The organism is uncultured Marivita sp. (assembly GCF_947488135.1).
Taxonomy (GTDB): Bacteria; Pseudomonadota; Alphaproteobacteria; order Rhodobacterales; family Rhodobacteraceae; genus Marivita.
In genome coordinates this window covers 15,264-33,341 of the sequence record NZ_CANKYW010000005.1, presented here as the reverse complement: position 1 = coordinate 33,341, position 18,078 = coordinate 15,264, and the positions used below count along the sequence as shown (strand labels likewise).

The 18,078-nt window shown below is 64.4% G+C and carries 16 protein-coding genes and 1 riboswitch; of the genes, 9 read left to right on the top strand and 7 right to left on the bottom strand.

All coding sequences use genetic code 11. The features are described 5' to 3' along the window. Positions 1-14: 14 nt before the first annotated feature. Genes Q1B16_RS14320 through mraZ form a run of 4 tightly spaced genes read right to left on the bottom strand, consistent with a single transcriptional unit; the run spans position 15 to position 3,660 of the window. A complete protein-coding gene (locus Q1B16_RS14320; RefSeq protein ID WP_299790004.1) occupies positions 15-1,802 on the bottom strand; it encodes a penicillin-binding protein 2 in 1,788 nt (595 codons plus the stop codon). Beyond that, entirely contained in the window at positions 1,799-2,152 is a 354-nt protein-coding gene (locus Q1B16_RS14315) for a cell division protein FtsL (protein ID WP_299790001.1), read from the bottom strand. The genes Q1B16_RS14320 and Q1B16_RS14315 overlap by 4 nt, the downstream gene beginning before the upstream one ends. Next, positions 2,152-3,144 carry a 16S rRNA (cytosine(1402)-N(4))-methyltransferase RsmH gene (rsmH, locus tag Q1B16_RS14310; protein ID WP_299789998.1) on the bottom strand — a complete coding sequence of 331 codons (993 nt, stop codon included), beginning with the start codon at positions 3,142-3,144 and terminating at the stop codon, positions 2,152-2,154. The genes Q1B16_RS14315 and rsmH overlap by 1 nt, the downstream gene beginning before the upstream one ends. 6 nt (positions 3,145-3,150) lie before the next feature. After that, a complete protein-coding gene (gene mraZ / locus Q1B16_RS14305) occupies positions 3,151-3,660 on the bottom strand; it encodes a division/cell wall cluster transcriptional repressor MraZ (protein ID WP_299789995.1) in 510 nt (169 codons plus the stop codon). Between the two features lie 654 nt (positions 3,661-4,314). Continuing rightward, a riboswitch (cobalamin riboswitch) is annotated at positions 4,315-4,497 on the top strand. Positions 4,498-4,624: 127 nt separating this feature from the next. Here mraZ and Q1B16_RS14300 point away from each other — a divergent pair. The 7 genes from Q1B16_RS14300 to Q1B16_RS14270 are packed head-to-tail and all read left to right on the top strand — an operon-like array spanning position 4,625 to position 9,480. Next, positions 4,625-5,584 carry an iron ABC transporter permease gene (locus Q1B16_RS14300; protein ID WP_299790832.1) on the top strand — a complete coding sequence of 320 codons (960 nt, stop codon included), beginning with the start codon at positions 4,625-4,627 and terminating at the stop codon, positions 5,582-5,584. Beyond that, on the top strand, positions 5,581-6,339 hold the full coding sequence (locus Q1B16_RS14295) for an ABC transporter ATP-binding protein (RefSeq protein WP_299789992.1): 759 nt from the start codon (positions 5,581-5,583) through the stop codon (positions 6,337-6,339). The genes Q1B16_RS14300 and Q1B16_RS14295 overlap by 4 nt, the downstream gene beginning before the upstream one ends. Further along, positions 6,336-7,121 (top strand): cobalamin-binding protein, encoded by a 786-nt coding sequence (locus Q1B16_RS14290; RefSeq protein ID WP_299789989.1) that lies wholly within the window; start codon positions 6,336-6,338, stop codon positions 7,119-7,121. Before Q1B16_RS14295 ends, Q1B16_RS14290 begins: the two co-directional genes overlap by 4 nt. Next, complete coding sequence (locus tag Q1B16_RS14285) at positions 7,118-7,738, top strand: MotA/TolQ/ExbB proton channel family protein (RefSeq protein ID WP_299789986.1); 621 nt, start codon at positions 7,118-7,120, stop codon at positions 7,736-7,738. Before Q1B16_RS14290 ends, Q1B16_RS14285 begins: the two co-directional genes overlap by 4 nt. A 1-nt stretch (position 7,739) precedes the next feature. After that, positions 7,740-8,114: a biopolymer transporter ExbD gene (locus Q1B16_RS14280; protein ID WP_299789983.1), complete on the top strand. Its 375-nt coding sequence runs from the start codon at positions 7,740-7,742 to the stop codon at positions 8,112-8,114. Continuing rightward, the gene (locus Q1B16_RS14275; RefSeq protein WP_299789980.1) at positions 8,111-8,494 is read left to right on the top strand and encodes a biopolymer transporter ExbD; all 384 of its coding nucleotides are present in this window, start codon (positions 8,111-8,113) and stop codon (positions 8,492-8,494) included. The genes Q1B16_RS14280 and Q1B16_RS14275 overlap by 4 nt, the downstream gene beginning before the upstream one ends. Continuing rightward, positions 8,494-9,480, top strand: a complete 987-nt coding sequence (locus tag Q1B16_RS14270; RefSeq protein ID WP_299789977.1) for a TonB family protein — start codon at positions 8,494-8,496, stop codon at positions 9,478-9,480. Before Q1B16_RS14275 ends, Q1B16_RS14270 begins: the two co-directional genes overlap by 1 nt. 49 nt (positions 9,481-9,529) lie before the next feature. On the opposite strand, the gene Q1B16_RS14265 is transcribed toward Q1B16_RS14270, so the two are convergent. Beyond that, a complete protein-coding gene (locus tag Q1B16_RS14265) occupies positions 9,530-10,597 on the bottom strand; it encodes an Mrp/NBP35 family ATP-binding protein (RefSeq protein ID WP_299789974.1) in 1,068 nt (355 codons plus the stop codon). A 226-nt stretch (positions 10,598-10,823) separates the two neighbouring features. Between Q1B16_RS14265 and Q1B16_RS14260 the strand changes: the two genes are divergently transcribed. Continuing rightward, complete coding sequence (locus tag Q1B16_RS14260; RefSeq protein WP_299789971.1) at positions 10,824-11,042, top strand: DUF1127 domain-containing protein; 219 nt, start codon at positions 10,824-10,826, stop codon at positions 11,040-11,042. Positions 11,043-11,400: 358 nt separating this feature from the next. Next, positions 11,401-14,568 carry a valine--tRNA ligase gene (locus Q1B16_RS14255; RefSeq protein ID WP_299789968.1) on the top strand — a complete coding sequence of 1,056 codons (3,168 nt, stop codon included), beginning with the start codon at positions 11,401-11,403 and terminating at the stop codon, positions 14,566-14,568. A 424-nt stretch (positions 14,569-14,992) separates the two neighbouring features. Here the strand turns inward: Q1B16_RS14255 and Q1B16_RS14250 are convergent, their stop codons facing one another. Further along, positions 14,993-16,588, bottom strand: a complete 1,596-nt coding sequence (locus tag Q1B16_RS14250; RefSeq protein ID WP_299789965.1) for a 5-guanidino-2-oxopentanoate decarboxylase — start codon at positions 16,586-16,588, stop codon at positions 14,993-14,995. Next, complete coding sequence (locus Q1B16_RS14245; RefSeq protein WP_299789962.1) at positions 16,588-18,036, bottom strand: TrkH family potassium uptake protein; 1,449 nt, start codon at positions 18,034-18,036, stop codon at positions 16,588-16,590. Before Q1B16_RS14245 ends, Q1B16_RS14250 begins: the two co-directional genes overlap by 1 nt. Positions 18,037-18,078: the final 42 nt, after the last annotated feature.

Sequence of the window (18,078 nt, the reverse complement as noted above, 5' to 3'; positions counted from 1 at the left end):
GGGGGCCTGCGCCCTCAGTTCGAGGTGTTGATGATCTGCTCCAAATGCCGCGTTTCGACCTCGGGGCGCAAGCCCAGAAGCGGGGCAATGCGGCGGATCATTTCGGCGGCGACGGGAACGGCGGTCCACCCAGCGGTACGGCGCGGCTCGGTGCCGCTGGTTTCGACCGGTTCGTCCAGCGTGACGATCAGCACGTATTTCGGATCGTTTGTGGGAAAGACCGACGCGAAGGTGTTGATGACCTTGTCCTTGTAATACCCACCGCCACGAGCCTTGGGCTTGTCCGCCGTGCCGGTCTTGCCGCCCACGGAATAGCCCGGCACCTCGCCAAAGCTCGCCGTACCTTCGGTCACGACTTTCCGCAGCATATCCAGCGATTGCCGCGCGACCCGTTCGGACATCACCCGAGGCCCGAGCTTCGGCCCCGCTTGCTTGAGCAGCGTCGGCTCAACCTTGTAGCCACCATTGGCGATCGCCGCATACCCGGCGGCAAGGTGCAGCGGGCTCGAAGACAGCCCGTGCCCGTAGGAGATCGTCACGCTCGACAGTTCCTGCCAGCGCGTCGGCAAGAGCGGCTTGCCGCCTTCCGCCTCCACGATCTCGAGCGGGGTCGGCTCGAAGAAGCCAAGGCTCGACAGGAACTCCTGCTGACGGGTGCTGCCGATGGCGAGCGCCAGCCGCCCGGTTCCCCGGTTGGAGCTTTTGACGATGATGTCAGACACCGAAAGCGGGCCGTAATTCTTGTTGCCGAATTCACCGATCCGGAACCCGCCGACCTTCATCGGCCCGGACGTGTCGATCACCGTTTCGGGATGCACCAGCCCAAGTTCGAGCGCCTGTGCGGAGGTGAAGATCTTGAAGGTCGAGCCCAACTCATACACGCCCTGAACCGCGCGATTGAAAAGCGGGCTGTCGGCGGCCTCGCCCTGCGTCAACGGCCGGGGCCGATCGTTCGGATCGAAATCCGGCAGAGACGCGATGGCGATCACCTCGCCGGTATGAACGTCCATCAGGACGCTCGCGGCGCCCTTGGCATTCATCAGCTTCATACCACCCAGCAGCACCCGTTCCGTCGCAGCCTGGATGGTCAGGTCCAGCGACAGCTCGAGCGGGGCACCCTCGCGGGCGGGATCGCGCAATTGGGCGTCAAAGTATTTCTCGATCCCCGCCGTTCCGATCACCTCGGCGGAATGCACGCCTTCACGCCCGAAGGACGCCCCACCAAGCACATGCGACGCCACCGCGCCATTGGGGTAAAGCCGCATCTCGCGCGGGCCGAACAAGAGGCCCGGTTCGCCGATGTCATGCACCTGCTGCTTCTGCTCGGGGCTCAATTTCTTGCGTACCCACATGAACTTGCGCTTGCCAGTGAAGTCTTTGCGCAAACGTTCTTCGCTAAGCTCCGGGAATATCTTGACCAATTCCTGTGCCGTGCGAAGGGGATCGACCATCTGCTGCGGATGCGCGTAAAGCGAATAGGTCTCCATGTTGGTGGCCAGGATGCGCCCTTGCCGGTCCACGATATCGGCCCGGCTCGCGATGATCGACGCGCCGGTGGACTGAGCGCGCGGCTCTTCCGGCTCTGACGCAGCCAGCGTGCCCATGCGCGCGCCCACGACCCCGAATGCGCAGAAGAACATCACCGCCATCATCAATAACCGCCCTTCGGCGCGCGATCTCGCCTTGTCGCGCATCTGTTCGTGCCGGATGCGCAGGTTCTCGCGCTCGATGGCGTCCGGATTTTCGCCCTTGCGGCGGGCGTCGAGGATGCGGGCCAGAGGGCGAAGCGGCGTGCGAATCATGGCTCTTGCTCCTCGGCCCCGGCACTCGAGAGCTCGATCGGGTCGGTGATCGGCAGTTCGGGAGGTCGCGGATAGGCGATCTGGTCGACACGCCCGAACTGGTCAGGCTCCAGCGGCATCAGCCCCAGCCGTTCGAAATTCACTTCGGCTAGGTCGCGCAACCGGTCGGGGCGGTTCAGATAGGCCCACTCGGCTTTGAGAACGGACAGCCGCGCCCGCGCATCCGCGATATTCGCGCGCACCGTCTGCGCCTCGCCCAGTGCAGCCTGAGTCTTGTAGTTCTCGTGATAGGCCCAGAACGCCGCGCCGATGACGGTCAGGAACGTCAGGACATAAAGCAGGGAACGCATCAGCGATCTTCCTTCAGTTGCGGCAGGGCGATCTGCCCTGCATCGATCTCGCCCGCAGGCGCATCCGTGCGCCGCGCCACGCGCAGCTTGGCCGACCGCGCACGCGGGTTCACGGCCAGTTCGTCATCGTCCGGCCCGACGGCCTTGCGGGTCACGATCTCGAAGGCCGGTGTTTCGGCCTCGACCTCGGGCGCATAGCGGTTGGCGCGCCCGGTCTGCCCGGCACGGGCCTGCATGAACCGTTTGACCATCCGGTCCTCGACCGAATGAAAACTCACCACCGCCAGAAGCCCGCCCGGCTTCAACGCCCGCTCGGCGGCCATGAGACCTTCCATCAGCGCGCCGTATTCGTCATTCACCGCGATGCGCAACGCCTGGAAACTGCGCGTGGCCGGGTGCGACTGCCCCGGCTTCGGGCGCGGCAGGCAGGTTTCGATGATCCCGGCCAGTTGCAGGGTGCGGGTGATCGGGCTGATCGTGCGCGCCGCGACGATGGCCTTGGCGATCCGCCGCGAGGCACGTTCTTCGCCGTAAGTGTAGAGAATATCTGCAATATCGAACGCGTCCGCGGTGTTGACGATATCCGCAGCGGACGGCCCGTCCTGCCCCATTCGCATGTCGAGAGGGCCGTCCTTCATGAAGGAAAACCCGCGCTCTGCCTGATCGAGCTGCATCGACGACACGCCCAGGTCCAGCACGACCCCGTCCACATCCGACGCGATCTGGTCCATCTCGGCGAAATTGGCCTGGTGCAGCACGATCCGGCCTTCGAACTTCGGCAACCATTCCGCCGCCATCTCGTGCGCAAGCGGGTCGCGATCAATCCCGATGACGGTGTCGGCCCCGGCCTCGATCAGCCCGCGTGCGTAACCGCCCGCGCCGAAGGTGCCGTCGATCCAGACACCTGCGACCGGCGCCACCGCCCGCAACAGCGGAGCAAGGAGGACGGGAATGTGAGGATCGTGGGAAGGTGTGGCAGCGGCAGCAGACATATCCGATCAGCCCCCCGGCTGCTGGTCCAGGAAGATGAGCGGATCGACATCGTCCGGCAACTCGTCAAGCCACTCCTCCGTCGCTGCCAGCTCTTCGGCCTCGTAGGTCGACGGCTCCCAGATCTGGAACGTGTCGCCCGCCCCGGTAAACAGGGCCTCGGAGGACAGCCCGATCTTCTCGCGCAACTTTGCCGGCAGGACCAGACGCCCGGTCTCGTCCACGCTGGTGGCGTGCGATTGTGTATTGAACAGACGTTGCAGCATCCGGCGCTCGACCGATCCACGCGGGAGCGCCTCGATCTTCTCGTCCACCTCTTCGATGGCCTCGACCGTGTAGCATTCAAGGTATTTGCGGCGCTTGTCGCCGTAGACGATGACCAGTTCGGGGTTCAAACCTTCGGTATAATTCGGATCACCGGCTTCGAGGACACGGCGAAACGAGGCCGGGATGGACACCCGACCCTTGCCATCAACCTTGTGATGACTTTCACCTCTGAACCTCAGCTTCCGGGTCACTGCCCAACCGGTCCTTTCAAATCTCTAAGCCCTGGAAACGGAAACGGCGGGTTGATCTGCTGCCACTGATCAACCCGCCGTCCGAGTCCCGTGTCCGGGAAGTCCGACTGCGCGCGCCACCTGGGGGGATGTCTGCTCGCCCGCGCGCCGGATCTCTGTGTTTGATGAAAGCGGGTGCCTGTATGAAACCTGCTTTTTTTATTATTTGGATACCGCGTCGAGGTCTGTGCGCCTCGTTTGCTGTTCCTGCTCTCATCTCGTGAAGTAGGGATGCCATGGGAAAGCATGGGTCGCAACAGTTTTTTATGGGAATTCGCGTCTACATGCTGTTTCGGACACAGCCACAGAACAGCATCTTGTGCCAAATCGGGCGGAATTTTGCCAAATAGGCCAATTCACGCCAGATCACATACTAGATATAGTCATGTGATCCGCGCACCATTGTTGCCCATATTTTCCCACAGGGGCAACAAACAAACCAAGAACATCAAGGCTCGGCAAGATTTTTGACTGCGCGATTATGCCGATTACCCCCTGAATCGGCCAGAATCAGCACTTTGATTCGAGTCACCAAACCTGAATCGAGCAGCACGTCCCATCGTTTCCCATGCCCCACCACGGATCGTCAAAGCTTGCATTGCGATCTGCCCGGTTGTACGCCGGATGCGTCATGGTCCGGGCCAACCCCGGTGAAAAGGGAACGTGGTGAAACCCCACGACTGCCCCCGCAACTGTAAGCGGCGAGCGTGTTCGGCATATGCCACTGGGAAACCGGGAAGGCCCGACACACGCCCCGACCCGCAAGTCAGGAGACCTGCCGTGACAGATCACCCTACACTCGCGCGGGGTGCGCGGGATGTGACGGTACTCCGGTGTGGTGACAGTCACCGTCTTTGGGTCTGACCCGAAGGCTTGATATGTTCGATGCGCGGGAGGCAGAGCGGTGAAGCTCTTTATTGCGCTGATGGTCCTGACGGCAGCGATGTTCCTGGCATCGCTCTTCGTGGGCTATGCCGCGATCTCGTTTCCCCGAGGCATTGCCGCGCTTTTTGGTCAGGGCAATCCGCTCTACGTCACCATCATGCAGGAGATCCGCCTGCCCCGCACCCTGTTGGCCGCGATGGTCGGCCTGTCGCTGGGTCTGGCCGGAGCGGCGATGCAGGGGTTTCTGCGCAACCCTTTGGCCGAACCGGGGCTGATCGGCGTGTCAGGCTCGGCGGCGTTGGGCGCGGTGATCGCGCTGCAAACGGGCTTTGCCTCTCTATATCTTCTCGCCCTCCCAGTGACAGCATTGGCCTTCGCGGCACTGTCCGTCGGCCTGATCCTGATACTGGCCGGTCCGCGCGGATCGTCACTGACCTTGATCCTCGCAGGCATCGCCATCTCAGCCTTTGCCGCGGCGCTGACTTCGCTCGCACTGAACCTGTCACCCAACCCCTATGCCGCGTCCGAAATCATGTTCTGGATGATGGGCTCGGTCGCCAATCGGGCGATGACCCATGTCTGGCTTGCGCTGCCGATCATGGCGCTGGGCTGGGCCGCGCTGGCTGGTCTCGGTCGCGGCCTCGACGCCTTGACCCTGGGCGAGGACGCGGCAGAGGCAATGGGCATCTCGCTCTCCCGCCTGCGCCTGCAACTTCTCTTCGGCACAGCCGCTGCCGTGGGCGCGGCGACCGCCGTGGCCGGGGCTGTGGGCTTTGTCGGCCTCGTCGTGCCGCACCTCCTGCGCCGCTTTGCCCAAGGCCGCCCCTCGACTCTGCTCTGGGCCTCGGCGCTTGGCGGCGCGGCGATGGTGCTGGCCGCCGACCTCGTGACCCGGCTGGTCCTGCCTGAGCGCGACCTGAAACTCGGGGTCGTCATGGCGCTCATCGGCGCGCCGCTCTTCCTGCACCTCATCTACAAGACACGGAGGGAAATCGCATGACCCTCCTGTCGGTGCACAACCTGACGGTCAGGCGCGGTGAGTGCCCGGTTGTCGACAATGCCTCCTTCTCTATCGCCCAAGGCGAATGTGTCGGCCTGATCGGCCCCAACGGCGCGGGCAAGACCTCGCTCCTGCGCGGTGCACTTGGCCTTCTTCCACACGGAGGGCGCAGCACCCTGTCTGATCTGCCCGCCAGGGACCGCGCCGCCCAGGCCGCCTGGCTGCCGCAGACACGCGAAATCGCGTGGCCTATGTCCGTGGAACGTGTCGTCGCATTGGGGCGCCTTCCGTATCTTGCCCGAGGCGCATCTTTAGGCACGGAAGATGAAAAAGCCGTAAACGCCGCCATGTCCCGCATGGGGTTGACCAATTTCCGCACCCGCATCGCAACGCAACTGTCGGGGGGCGAACAGGCCCGCGTCCTGATCGCCCGCACCCTGGCGCAGGAGACACCACTTTTGCTGGCCGATGAACCCATCGCGGGTCTGGACCCGGCGGCACAGATCGCCACGCTCGAGGTGTTTCAAACGCTGGCGCAGGAAGGCCGCGCCGTGTTCACCTCTCTGCACGACCTGTCGCTTGCCGCACGCTATTGCACCCGTCTGGTGGTAATCCACCAGGGCCGGATCGTTGCGGATGGACCCTGCGACGACGTGCTCACAGAAGACATGCTGGCCGATGTCTTCCGCCTGCGCGCCACGATCGTGCCCACGCCCACGGGCCCTCTTGTTCAGGCGATGGGAGTACTGACGTGACGGCACCGCAGCGCATCGTCTGCCTGACCGAGGAAACGGTCGAGACGCTCTACCTGCTTGGGCAGGAGGACCGCATCGTCGGCGTCACCGGCTATGCCGTACGCCCGAAACGCGTGCGGCAGGAAAAGCCGCGCGTCGGGGCCTTCACCTCGGCCGACATTCCCAAGATCATCGCGCTTCAGCCCGATCTGGTGCTCACCTTCTCCGACCTGCAAGCCGACATCGCCGCCGCCCTGATCCGCGAGGGCATCGAGGTCATGGCCTTCAACCAGCGCGACGTGGCGGGCATCCTTCGCATGATCCGCACCCTGGGCCGCCTGATCGACTGCACCGACCGGGCCGAGGCGCTGGCAGCAGGCTACGAGTCCCGCATCGCCGACCTGCGCGCCCGCGCGCCAGACCACCGCCCCCGTGCCTATTTTGAAGAATGGGACGATCCGATGATCACCGGCATCGGATGGGTGTCGGACCTGATCGAGATCGCAGGCGGCACCGATTGCTTTGCCCATTTGCGGCACGAGGCGTCGGCCAAGGACCGTATTGTGACGCCTGAGGATGTGATCGTCGCCGCACCCGATGTGATTGTCGCGTCATGGTGCGGCAAGAAGGTGAGGCCCGAAAAGATCGCCTCGCGGCCCGGCTGGGAGGCGATCCCGGCGGTCACACACGGGCGCATCGTCGAAATCAAATCGCCGCTGATCCTGCAACCCGGCCCCGCCGCCTTGACCGACGGGCTTGACGCCCTGATCGCCGCACTCTGCCCCGAGGACGTTTCCGCATGATGACCGACATCACAGCCTTCCTGAACATCGGCGGCCCCGCACTCTGGGTCATCGCCGGGCTGAGTATCGTCACCCTCGCCCTGATCCTGTGGAAACTGTGGCGGCTGTCGATCATGGGGGCATGGCGGCGCGACGCGACCGAAGCGGCGGTTGGGGATTGGCAAGCTGGCCAATTCGACACCGCGCTTGCCAGTTTGCGCAATCGAACAGGATTGCGCGCCCGGGTGGTCAAAGTCGCGATGCAGGCCAGCCAGACGCTGCCCCCCGAGGACGCCCGCGACGAGACCGCCCGCGTCGCCCGTGGCGCGCTGATGGACGCGGGCAGCGGTCTGCGTGCGCTCGACCTCATCGCCACCATCGCGCCGCTTGTGGGTCTCCTCGGCACGGTTCTGGGCATGATCGACGCGTTCCAGGCGTTGCAGGACAGCGGCGCGCGGGCCGATCCGTCCGCGCTGGCGGGAGGCATTTGGGAGGCGCTTCTGACCACCGCCGCCGGCATGGCCGTGGCGATCCCCGCGTCGATGGCGCTGAGCTGGTTCGACAGCATCAATGATCGCCTCGCCCATGATTTCGACGATCTGGTGACGCGGGTTCTGACACGGGGTACGCGCGACTGACATGCTGGGGCTCACGCATCAGACACGCAGACGGCGCATCGGGCTGACCCCGATGATCGACGTTGTATTCCTGCTTCTGGTGTTCTTCATGCTGGCCGCCCGGTTCGGCGTCACCGACGCGATTCCTGTGACCCTTTCCGGCGGCACGGCTCAGACATATGATGGCCCGCCGCGCCTTGTCACCGTTCTGCCGGATGGGGTTCGCGTGAACGGCATCGACGTGACCGATCCGGTCGCGGCGCTGAGCCCGCTGATGGGCAAGGACGACGACATCATCCTCCTGCGCGCGCGCGAGAACGCCTCGGTCCAGCATCTGCTGGATGCCATGATCCCCCTGCGCGCGGCGGGCTGGTCAAACCTCGTGGTGCTGGAATGAGACGGTGTCCGCTCGTTGCCCTGCCGCCCCGGCGTGCCCCACGCGAGCCCGTGGTGCCGATGATCAACGTGGTGTTCCTGCTGCTGATCTTCTTCCTCATGACCGCGCAGATCGCCCCACCCGTGCCGCTCGACGTCGCCCTACCCCGCGCCACAGGTGATGAAGACAGCGGTCAGGCCGCGCTTTATATCAGCGCCGACGGAGAGATCGCGTTCGAGGCCGCACGCGGCGACGCGGCCGTGATGCAGGCGGCAAAGAGCGACGGCCCGTTGCGCCTCCACGCCGATGCCAGCCTGCCCGCCGCGACCCTCGCGCGGGTTCTGGCGCAACTCTCGACGCTCGGCGCGACGCGGATCGAGCTTGTGACGGAGGGCGGGTGATGCGGCTTCTCGAACTCACCGCGTTCATAGCCCTCTCGGGTGCGCTTCACGCTGCCACCCTGGCCGTGGCCCCTGTACTTCCGGGAGGCAGCAGCGGCGGACATTCAGGCGCGTCGGAGGTCACATTGCACGCCGCCAGCCCGACGCTCGCGGCACTGGTGCAGGACTGGGACCGTGCGCCAGAGATCAGCGATGCGCCGGTCCTCGCGCAGCCGTCCGCGGCGCACATTCCGGACCGCCCCGGCCCCGAACAAGCGGTCGCCGACGCACCGCGCGTCGCCGCTTTGCCCGATCCAGCCCCGACCCCGACGCGACCGCGTGCCGAAACCCGGCTTCCCGCGCCGCCCGAACCGTTGGCGCAGACGGCGCCGGGGAGCCTGAGCGCACCGGATTTGCCTGCCGTGACAGCGCCTCCGGTGTCGGTGGAGCAAAACGCGCAGCGCCCTGTTGCGCCATCGCTCTACGCGGTCTCGCCGGACGCAAGCGCGCCGCCCCAAGTGGACACCACGCCCGAAGCCAGCCCGATCGCCCCGATCGCGTCCTTGCGCCCCGAGCCGCGTCCGATTGACCGCGCAGCGCCGCCCCCCGCGCGACAGGAACAAGCCGCGCCGAAACCCGCGCAAAGAGCCGAGGGAACGGGTGGCAAGCCTGCGACGGCGGCAGCCCCGGCCCGCGCCGCGCCTGTGGCGACAGGCCCTTCGAAGGCACAACTGGCGCAATTGGAACAGCAATGGGGCGCGCGGATCACTTCGGCCCTGCGGCGCGCGCATCGGCCACCTCGTGGGGTTCGGGGCAGTGTGCAATTGGTGATTTCCATCACGCCCGCAGGGCAAGTCGCGGGGGTGTCTGTGGCGGCGTCCTCGGGCAACAGCCGCCTCGACCAATCGGCCCTCGCGGCGGTGAACCGCGCGCGGTTTCCACGCGCACCGGAAGGTCTTACGAACAGCACCTACCGCTTCAGCCAACGCCTGACCGTGGCGCGCTGACGCTCGGTCGACCGAGCGGTGCGATGCGTCAACGCATCGACGCCCGGCTTCAGGCCATGCCGCCCTCGATCAACCGATCCGCCAGCGCCGCATAGGCCTTGGCCATCGGCCCATCCCCCGCAGCCACCGGCGCACCGCCATCCCCGGCCAGACGCGTGTCCAGATCGAGCGGCAGTTGCGCGAGGATCGGGACGCCGCGCGCCTCCGCTTCGTCAACCACGCCGCCGGCACCGAAAATATGGCTCTCGCCACCGCAATGCGGGCAGGTGAAGACGGCCATGTTCTCGATCAGGCCCAGCACGGGCGTCTTGAGCGTGTCGAACATATCCAGCGCCTTGCGCGCATCGAGCAGCGCCACGTCCTGCGGCGTGGAGACCACGATGGCCCCCGAAGGTTGCGCCTTCTTGCAGAGCGTCATTGCGACATCGCCGGTCCCCGGCGGCAAATCGACCAGCAACACGTCCAGATCGCCCCAGGCCACCTGCGACAACATCTGCTGCAACGCGCCCATCAGCATCGGTCCGCGCCAGACAACGGCCTTGTCTTCGGGCAGCATCAGACCGATGGACATGACCGTCACGCCATGCGCCTGAAGCGGGATGATCGTCTGGCCGTCCGGGCTTTCGGGTTTTTGCGACACGCCCATCATGCGCGGCTGGCTCGGGCCGTAGATATCGGCGTCCAGAAGTCCGACCTTGCGCCCGGCCCGCGCCAGCGCCACGGCGAGGTTCGAGGACACCGTCGATTTGCCGACACCGCCCTTGCCCGACCCGATGGCCACGATGCGCGCCACGCCGGACGGTTTGAGCGATCCGGCCTGCGGTTTCGGATGCCCGCCGATCTTCAACCCCTTGGGCGGTGTCGCCGCTGGACCATGCGCGGTCAAGGCGACGGACACATCGGACACACCGGGCAAATCGCGCACTACGGCCTCAGCCGCCTTGCGCACCGGCTCCATCAGACGGGCGACTTCGGGGGTTGGTGCCTCGATGACGAACCGCACCGTGCCGCCGTCGATCTGGATGGCCCGGACAAGATCGGCTGAAATGAGGGTTTTTCCGTCCGGAATCGCCACGCGGTCCAAAGCTGCGCGAATCTGCTCAGATGTTACGGACATGCTCAACCTTTCACCGTTCCGTAACTGAGATGGCAGTCCAGCAGGCGGGCTTCAACGCCTTGCCCGAAAAATAGCGGCCCTAGAGCAAAACGCACAAATTTGAACCATTTGGCCTATGCAATTGCTGCATGGCAGCATTGAAGGATTTTACCATTGTGCAGGCGCAGCATTTCCCTATCTTTGTCTCAAGCGAACGGAAACACGCAAATTCGAAAAGAGCAGAAACATGGCATACGAAACAAACACACTTGGCGCCGTCGGCTCCGGTATCCTGGATCGGGTCAATGCGCTTATCACAGAATACCGCGCCAAAGCAGCGCGCCGCAAGATCTACCGCAACACGCTGCGCGAACTGAGCGCACTGTCGCATCGCGAATTGTGTGATCTGGGTTTGAACCATTCCGAGATCAAGCGCGTTGCGTATCAAGCAGCTTACGAAAGCTGAACGATATTCGGTGAGCATGGCCCCGCACGGGCCCCTCGCCAACACGGATCGGGCACCCTCTCCTCCTCCCTGGGTGTTCCGAGATCGACGGTGGCACGTCTCCTCCTCCCTCGTGTCACCGTCACAAATTTCGGGTCTTCGGACTCACAAGAGATCGGCATCCTCTCCTCCTCCCTGGATGTCGTGAACTGGAAACGGTGATGCCTCTCCTCCCTTGGCATCACCGTTTTTTCTTTTTCGGGGGTCTCCAACAGTTTCGCAGCCCGCTTGGGTTTTCCTTTTCCCGCCCATTCGCTAGATGAGGCGCAACGGAACACCTGCGGCCCGTTCGGGCGGCACAAAAGCGGGAATTGACCCCATGGCGATGGAAAAGACATTCGACGCCCAAGCGGCCGAGGCGCGGCTTTATGAAGCGTGGGAAGACAGCGGGGCCTTCAAGGCCGGAGCAAATGCCTCGCGCGACGAGACGTTCTGCGTGATGATCCCGCCGCCCAACGTCACCGGCTCGCTGCATATGGGTCACGCGTTCAACAACACCTTGCAGGACATTCTTGTGCGCTGGCACCGGATGCGCGGCTTCGACACGCTCTGGCAGCCGGGCACCGACCACGCGGGCATCGCCACGCAAATGGTGACCGAACGCGAAATGGCCGCCAATGGCGAGCCGTCGCGCCGCGAGATGGGGCGCGAGGCGTTTCTCGACCGGGTGTGGCAGCAGAAGGTCAAATCCCGCGGCACCATCATCGGGCAGCTCAAGCGCCTTGGCGCCTCCGCCGACTGGTCGCGCGAGGCGTTCACGATGGGCGGGGCTGCGGGCGATCCCGACAAAGGGTCAGGTGCGCCGAATTTCCATGATGCGGTGATCAAGGTCTTCGTCGATATGTACAACAAGGGCCTGATCTATCGCGGCAAGCGGCTGGTCAACTGGGACCCGCATTTCGAGACCGCAATTTCCGATCTCGAGGTCGAGAACACCGAAGTGCCCGGTCATATGTGGCACTTCAAATACCCGCTCGCGGGCGGCGCGACCTATACCTATGTCGAAAAGGACGAGGACGGGAACGTCGTGCTTGAGGAAGAGCGCGACTATATCTCCATCGCCACAACGCGCCCCGAAACCATGCTTGGCGACGGCGCGGTTGCGGTTCACCCAACGGATGAGCGTTACGCACCAATCGTCGGAAAACTCTGCGAAATTCCTGTTGGTCCGAAAGAGCACCGCCGCCTGATCCCGATCATCACCGACGACTACCCCGACCCCGATTTCGGCTCGGGCGCGGTGAAGATCACCGGCGCGCATGACTTCAACGATTACGGCGTCGCCAAACGCGGCAACATCCCCTGCTACCGCCTGATGGACACCAAAGCGCATATGCGCGACGATGGTGCTCCCTATGCCGAGGCGGCAGAGGTGGCCGGTGCCGTGGCGCGCGGCGAACGCACGCTGACCGAGGCGGAAACCGATACGCTGAACCTCGTGCCGGATCACCTGCGCGGGCTCGACCGGTTCGAGGCACGCAAGCGGGTGGTGGAGGAAATCACCGCCGAAGGTCTCGCGGTGATGGTGCCCGTCACCGATCCGCGCCTCGGGTCCCCAAAAGCGCCGCTTGCGCCCGAAGAAGGTGGCGAGGCGCGCGAGGACACGCTGGTGCCGCTGGTCGAGGCCAAACCGATCATGCAGCCCTTCGGTGACCGCTCCAAAGTTGTCATCGAGCCGATGCTCACCGACCAGTGGTTCGTGGATGCCGACAAGATCGTCGGCCCCGCACTGGAGGCCGTGCGTTCAGGTGAGGTCAGGATCGTGCCCGAGTCGGGCGAGCGGACCTATTATCACTGGCTCGAGAATATCGAACCTTGGTGCATTTCGCGTCAGCTCTGGTGGGGGCATCAAATTCCGGTCTGGTACGGCTTCGACCTGGCGCGCGAAGGTTTCCGTGACGATGAAGGCGACGGCGCGCTCGACCTGGTGGAAATGGGCCGGCTGCTCGATGCGCAAAGCCTGCTGAAAGGCAACGAGCGTCACCATGCGGCCGCGAGTTTCGAGGACGTGCAGGCACAGTTCGGCGACGTGCTGGGCGGTTTGCCGACACCGCTCAACCATGCGCGGGTCGTTGAGGTCGAAAACCGGGACGAAGCCGCGCATATGCTCGCGGCGAGCCTTGCGGACTACGAGGCCAACAATCAGGACCCGACGCGGCTGGTCTTCCCGGTCTGGCGCGATCCCGACGTGCTGGACACCTGGTTCTCCTCCGGGCTATGGCCCATCGGCACTCTGGGCTGGCCCGAGCAGACGCCGGAACTGGAAAGATACTTCCCGACCTCGGTTCTCGTGACCGGACAGGACATCCTTTTCTTCTGGGTCGCGCGGATGATGATGATGCAACTGGCCGTGGTCGATCAGATCCCGTTCAAGGATGTCTACCTGCATGGCCTCGTCCGCGACGCCAAGGGCAAGAAGATGTCCAAATCACTGGGCAACGTGGTCGATCCGCTGGAGATCATCGACGAATACGGCGCCGATGCGCTGCGGTTCACCAATGCGGCGATGGCCTCGCTTGGTGGGGTGCTCAAGCTCGACATGCAACGGATCGCGGGCTACCGGAACTTCGGAACGAAGCTCTGGAACGCCGTCCGCTTTGCCGAGATGAACGGAGTGTTCGAGAACCGGACCCCGAGCGCCGACATTCCCAAGGCCACTGCCACGGTGAACCAGTGGATCATCGGCGAAACCGCCCGCGTGCGCGGCGAAGTGGATGCGGCATTGGACGCCTACCGCTTCGACGACGCGGCGGCAGCGCTCTATCGATTTGTTTGGGGCAAGGTCTGCGATTGGTACGTGGAATTCTCCAAGCCGCTTCTGCTGGATGAGGGCCCGCAAACGGCCGAAACCAAGGCGGTGATGGCCTGGGTCATCGACCAATGCCTGATCCTGCTGCATCCGATCATGCCCTTCATCACCGAAGAACTGTGGGCCGTGACCGGCGACCGGTCGAAGATGCTGATCCATGCGGATTGGCCCACCTACGGCACCGATCTGATCGACGCCGAGGCCGACCGCGAGATGAACTGGGTGATCGGGCTGATCGAGGGCATCCGCTCGGCCCGGCAGCAGATGCATGTGCCGGTGGGTCTCTACCTGCCTCTGGTGGTCAAGGACATGAACGACACCGCCAAGGCCGCGTGGGAGCGCAACGAAGTGCTGATCAAGCGCTTGGCCCGGATCGACGATCTGACGGTTGTGGACGCCTTCCCCAAGGGCTGCGCAACGGTGCCGATGGATGGCGCGACCTTTGGCCTGCCATTGGCGGATATCATCGACGTGGACGAGGAAAAGGCACGGCTCGACAAGTCCCTGCAAAAGCTCGCCAAGGAAATCGGCGGCATGAAGGGGCGGTTGAACAATCCGAAATTCGTCGAAAGCGCCCCCGAAGAGGTGGTCGAGGAAACCCGCGCCAATCTTGCCGCACGCGAGGACGAAGCGGCGAAATTGCAGGACGCGATGAACCGTCTGGCGGAACTGGGCTGACGAAAAGGGTCGGACAGGACGAAACGGCCTGCCCGACCCACGCCGGACGCCCGGCCGGGTCGAAACCCGCCGGGAGCGTTCGATCATTTGGGATGTCAGTGATCCCTCTGCAAGTGAGAGAAGCGGCGCCGCCCCGTTGGGCCGTGACCGTTCCATCTGCTGCGGGGCTATTGCCCCGGACCTGTACCCCCGCCACGGGGTCTGAGTGACCGGTCTGTCATGGTCGTCCCCGTCGCCGGGGCATGAAGAACGTCGTCATGGTGTCGCGGTGTGGGAGTGACCCTGTCCGCTCGATGCGCATCGTGCGAGGGGTTTTGGCGATTTGCGGTTAACACATCCGAAATGGACCGCGCGGCGCGCGGGCGTTTGAACGGGTGCGCCAAAACTCTTCGGAGAGTTTTGCCCGTTCCTTCGAAGGAACGGGTCAGCCTGCGATGGCAGGTGTGACGCGGATCAGTGTCGGCGCATTGGCGGACAAGGCAGCACCAACCGCGTCTTGCAGCTCTGACAGGCTGGTGGGTGCTACCGCCCCTGCCCCATAGGCCCGCGCCAGAGCGAGGAAATCCGGGTTTCGCGCCATCACGGCGTTCGGGGCGATCTGGCTGCGCACCATGCTGTCCTCGATCTCGCCCAGCTTGCCATTGTCCCAGACAAGAATGGGTAGCCGAAGCCCCAGCTCCACCGCCGTCCCAAGCTCCTGGATCGTGTATTGCAGCCCGTAATCGCCCGCGATGGCGAGGGTCGGCTTGCCCCTGCGCGCCACGGCCCCGCCGATGGCGGCGGGCAGCGCATAGCCCAGCGTGCCAAAACCGTAGGGATGGTGCCAATGGCCGGGGCGCGGCATGTCCCAGATCTCTTTCGCGCCATAGGCAAATTGCGTCATGTCGGAATAGATCATCGTGTCATCCGGCAGCAACTGTTGCAGCGCCTCGCAGACCGGGACGATGCCGGGGCGTTCGGTGGCGACCTCGGCTCGCCAGGCGGCGCGTTTGCGGGCGATGGTGGCAGCGTCCCATTTCGGGGGCTGGTCCTGCGTTCGGGCCGGGATGGCGATGGTCATGGCGCGCAGGAACGCGGTCGCATCGGCAAGGATCGCGGTGTCGCGTGGTCCCATACCCCCGAACACCTCGGGGTCGATATCGACGCGGATCATCGGCGCGTTATGGCCCAGCGTTGGGCGCCATAGATCGACTTCGGACAAGGTGGTGCCGACGGCGATCACGAGGTCGGCCTGCGCCACAACCTCGGCGCTGTCGGCGCGGGCGAGGAAACTGCCCAGGTAGAGCGGCTGATCGGAGGGCACGACGCCACGTGCGGCATAGGTCACAACGCTTGCCGCCCCGGTCTGGCGCAGGAGATCGGGAACAGAGGCCGCCCCGGCGACGGCCCCGCCGCCGAAGACGAAAAGGGGTTTCTTCGCCGCGAGAACGGCCTCCACCACGGTGTAGACATCCGCGTGAGACGCCGCCGGTGGCGCGGGGCGCGTGTCTGGCGGCGGGGGTGCGGCGTCGGCCAGTGCGCCCAAGGTGGCGATGGGCACCTGAATGTGACAGGGCCGCGGTCGGGCGCTGGCGAACTGATCGAAGGCCCGGTCGACCAAGGCATAGGCGGCGTCCGCGCTGCGGGCCTCTTCCGACCAGGCGCAGACCGTTTCGGCTGCCGCACGCTGGTCGCGCATCTGGTGCAGCTGCCCGCGCCGTGCTGCGGTTTCGTCAAGGCCGGACGAGATCGCCAGCACCGGCACGCTGTCCGAATAGGCCTGGCCCAGCGGTGTCAGGATGTTCGTCAGACCCGGCCCGGTGATGACATAGGCCACGCCTGGCTTGCCCGTTGCGCGCGCATAGCCGTCGGCCATGAAGCCCGCCCCCTGCTCGTGGCGCGCCAGAACATGGGTGATCCCGGCCTGTTCGATGCCGCGATACAGCTCCACATTGTGCACGCCTGGGATGCCGAAGATCGTATCGACACCCCGATCCTTGAGCATTTGCGAGATTTGCGCGCCGAGCGGTTGTTGCGACATCAGGCTCTCCAGAAACTGACGGTGAAAATGGCGTAGACCGCGAGCAGTTCGAGACGGCCCAGAAGCATCCCGATGGACAGCATCCACTTGGCGGTGTCGTTCAGCCCGGCGAAATTGCCCGCCGGTCCGATCTCGGGTCCAAGCCCGGGGCCGATATTGCCCAGCGCCGAGACCGCGCCCGAGACCGAGGTGATCAGATCGAGCCCGGTCATGCCGAGGGCCACGGAAAGCACCCCCAAGGAAATCACGAAGAACACGAAGAACGAAATCACCGAGTTCAGGACATCATCGCCCACCGGCTGCCCGGCATAACGCGGCAGGAACACGCCATGGGGCGAGCGGATCTTGCGGAGCTGCACCTTGATCGACGCAAAAAGAAGCTGGTAGCGGAAGATCTTGATCGAGCAGGAGGTCGATCCCGCGCAGCCGCCGATGAGGCCGACGAAGAAGAAGATCGAGATCAGGAACGGCCCCCAGCCCATATAATCGACACTGGCATATCCCGTGCCGGTCATGATCGACACGATGTTGAACAGCGCCTCGCGGAACGCCTGTTCGGGGTGATGCGGAAAGATCTGGGTCAGCGTGAAAGCCGCAACCAAAACCAACACCGCGATGGTCGCCACGAAGGCGCGGATCTGGCTGTCTTTCCAAAGCACCTGATAGCTGCCCTTGGTCATCTGCACGAAGCGGACAAAGGGCAATGCCGCGGCGATCATGAACACCGCGGCCACGTATTCGGCGGGGCCCTGGAACGTGCTGAAAGAGGCATCGTAATTGGAAAACCCACCGGTCGAAACCGTCGTCAACGCGTGCACGGTGGCGTCGAAAAAGTTCATTCCGACCACGTAGTAGCAGGTCGCACAGGCGATCGTGATCGCGATGTAGATGGTCGAGATCGAGGCCGAGATCTCGGTGGCGCGCGGCAGGATTTTGCCCATCGTGTCAAAGGCTTCGGTGCGAAAGATTTGCATGCCGCCGACCCGCAGTTCGGGCAGGAACACCATCGCCACGACGATGATGCCGATCCCGCCCAGCCATTGCAGCAACCCGCGCCACAGCAGGATACCCTTGGGCAGATCGTCAAGCCCTGTCAGCACCGTTGAACCGGTGGTCGTCAGCCCCGACATGGCTTCGAAAAACGCATCCACAAAGCGGGCGTCGGTGTCGCCGAGAACAAAGGGGATCGCGCCGAAGATCGGCAGCGCCACCCAGACGCCGGTGGTCAAAAGGAAGGTCTGCTGGATCGACAACCGCTCCTGCACTCCGTTGGCCGAAGCGAGCGCGATCAGGCTGCCGGAAAACATCGTCAGAACAGAGCTTTGCAGGAAGACGTGCCATTCACCCCGGCCCTCGGCCAGATCGACCAGCATCGGCAACAGCATTGTCGCCCCGAGGACAGCGACCAGAAGGCCGATCACGTAAGCTACGGGGCGAATGTCGAACATGGCGCTACCGTTGGCCCCGGACCGCCGGGGTGTCAAGTATCG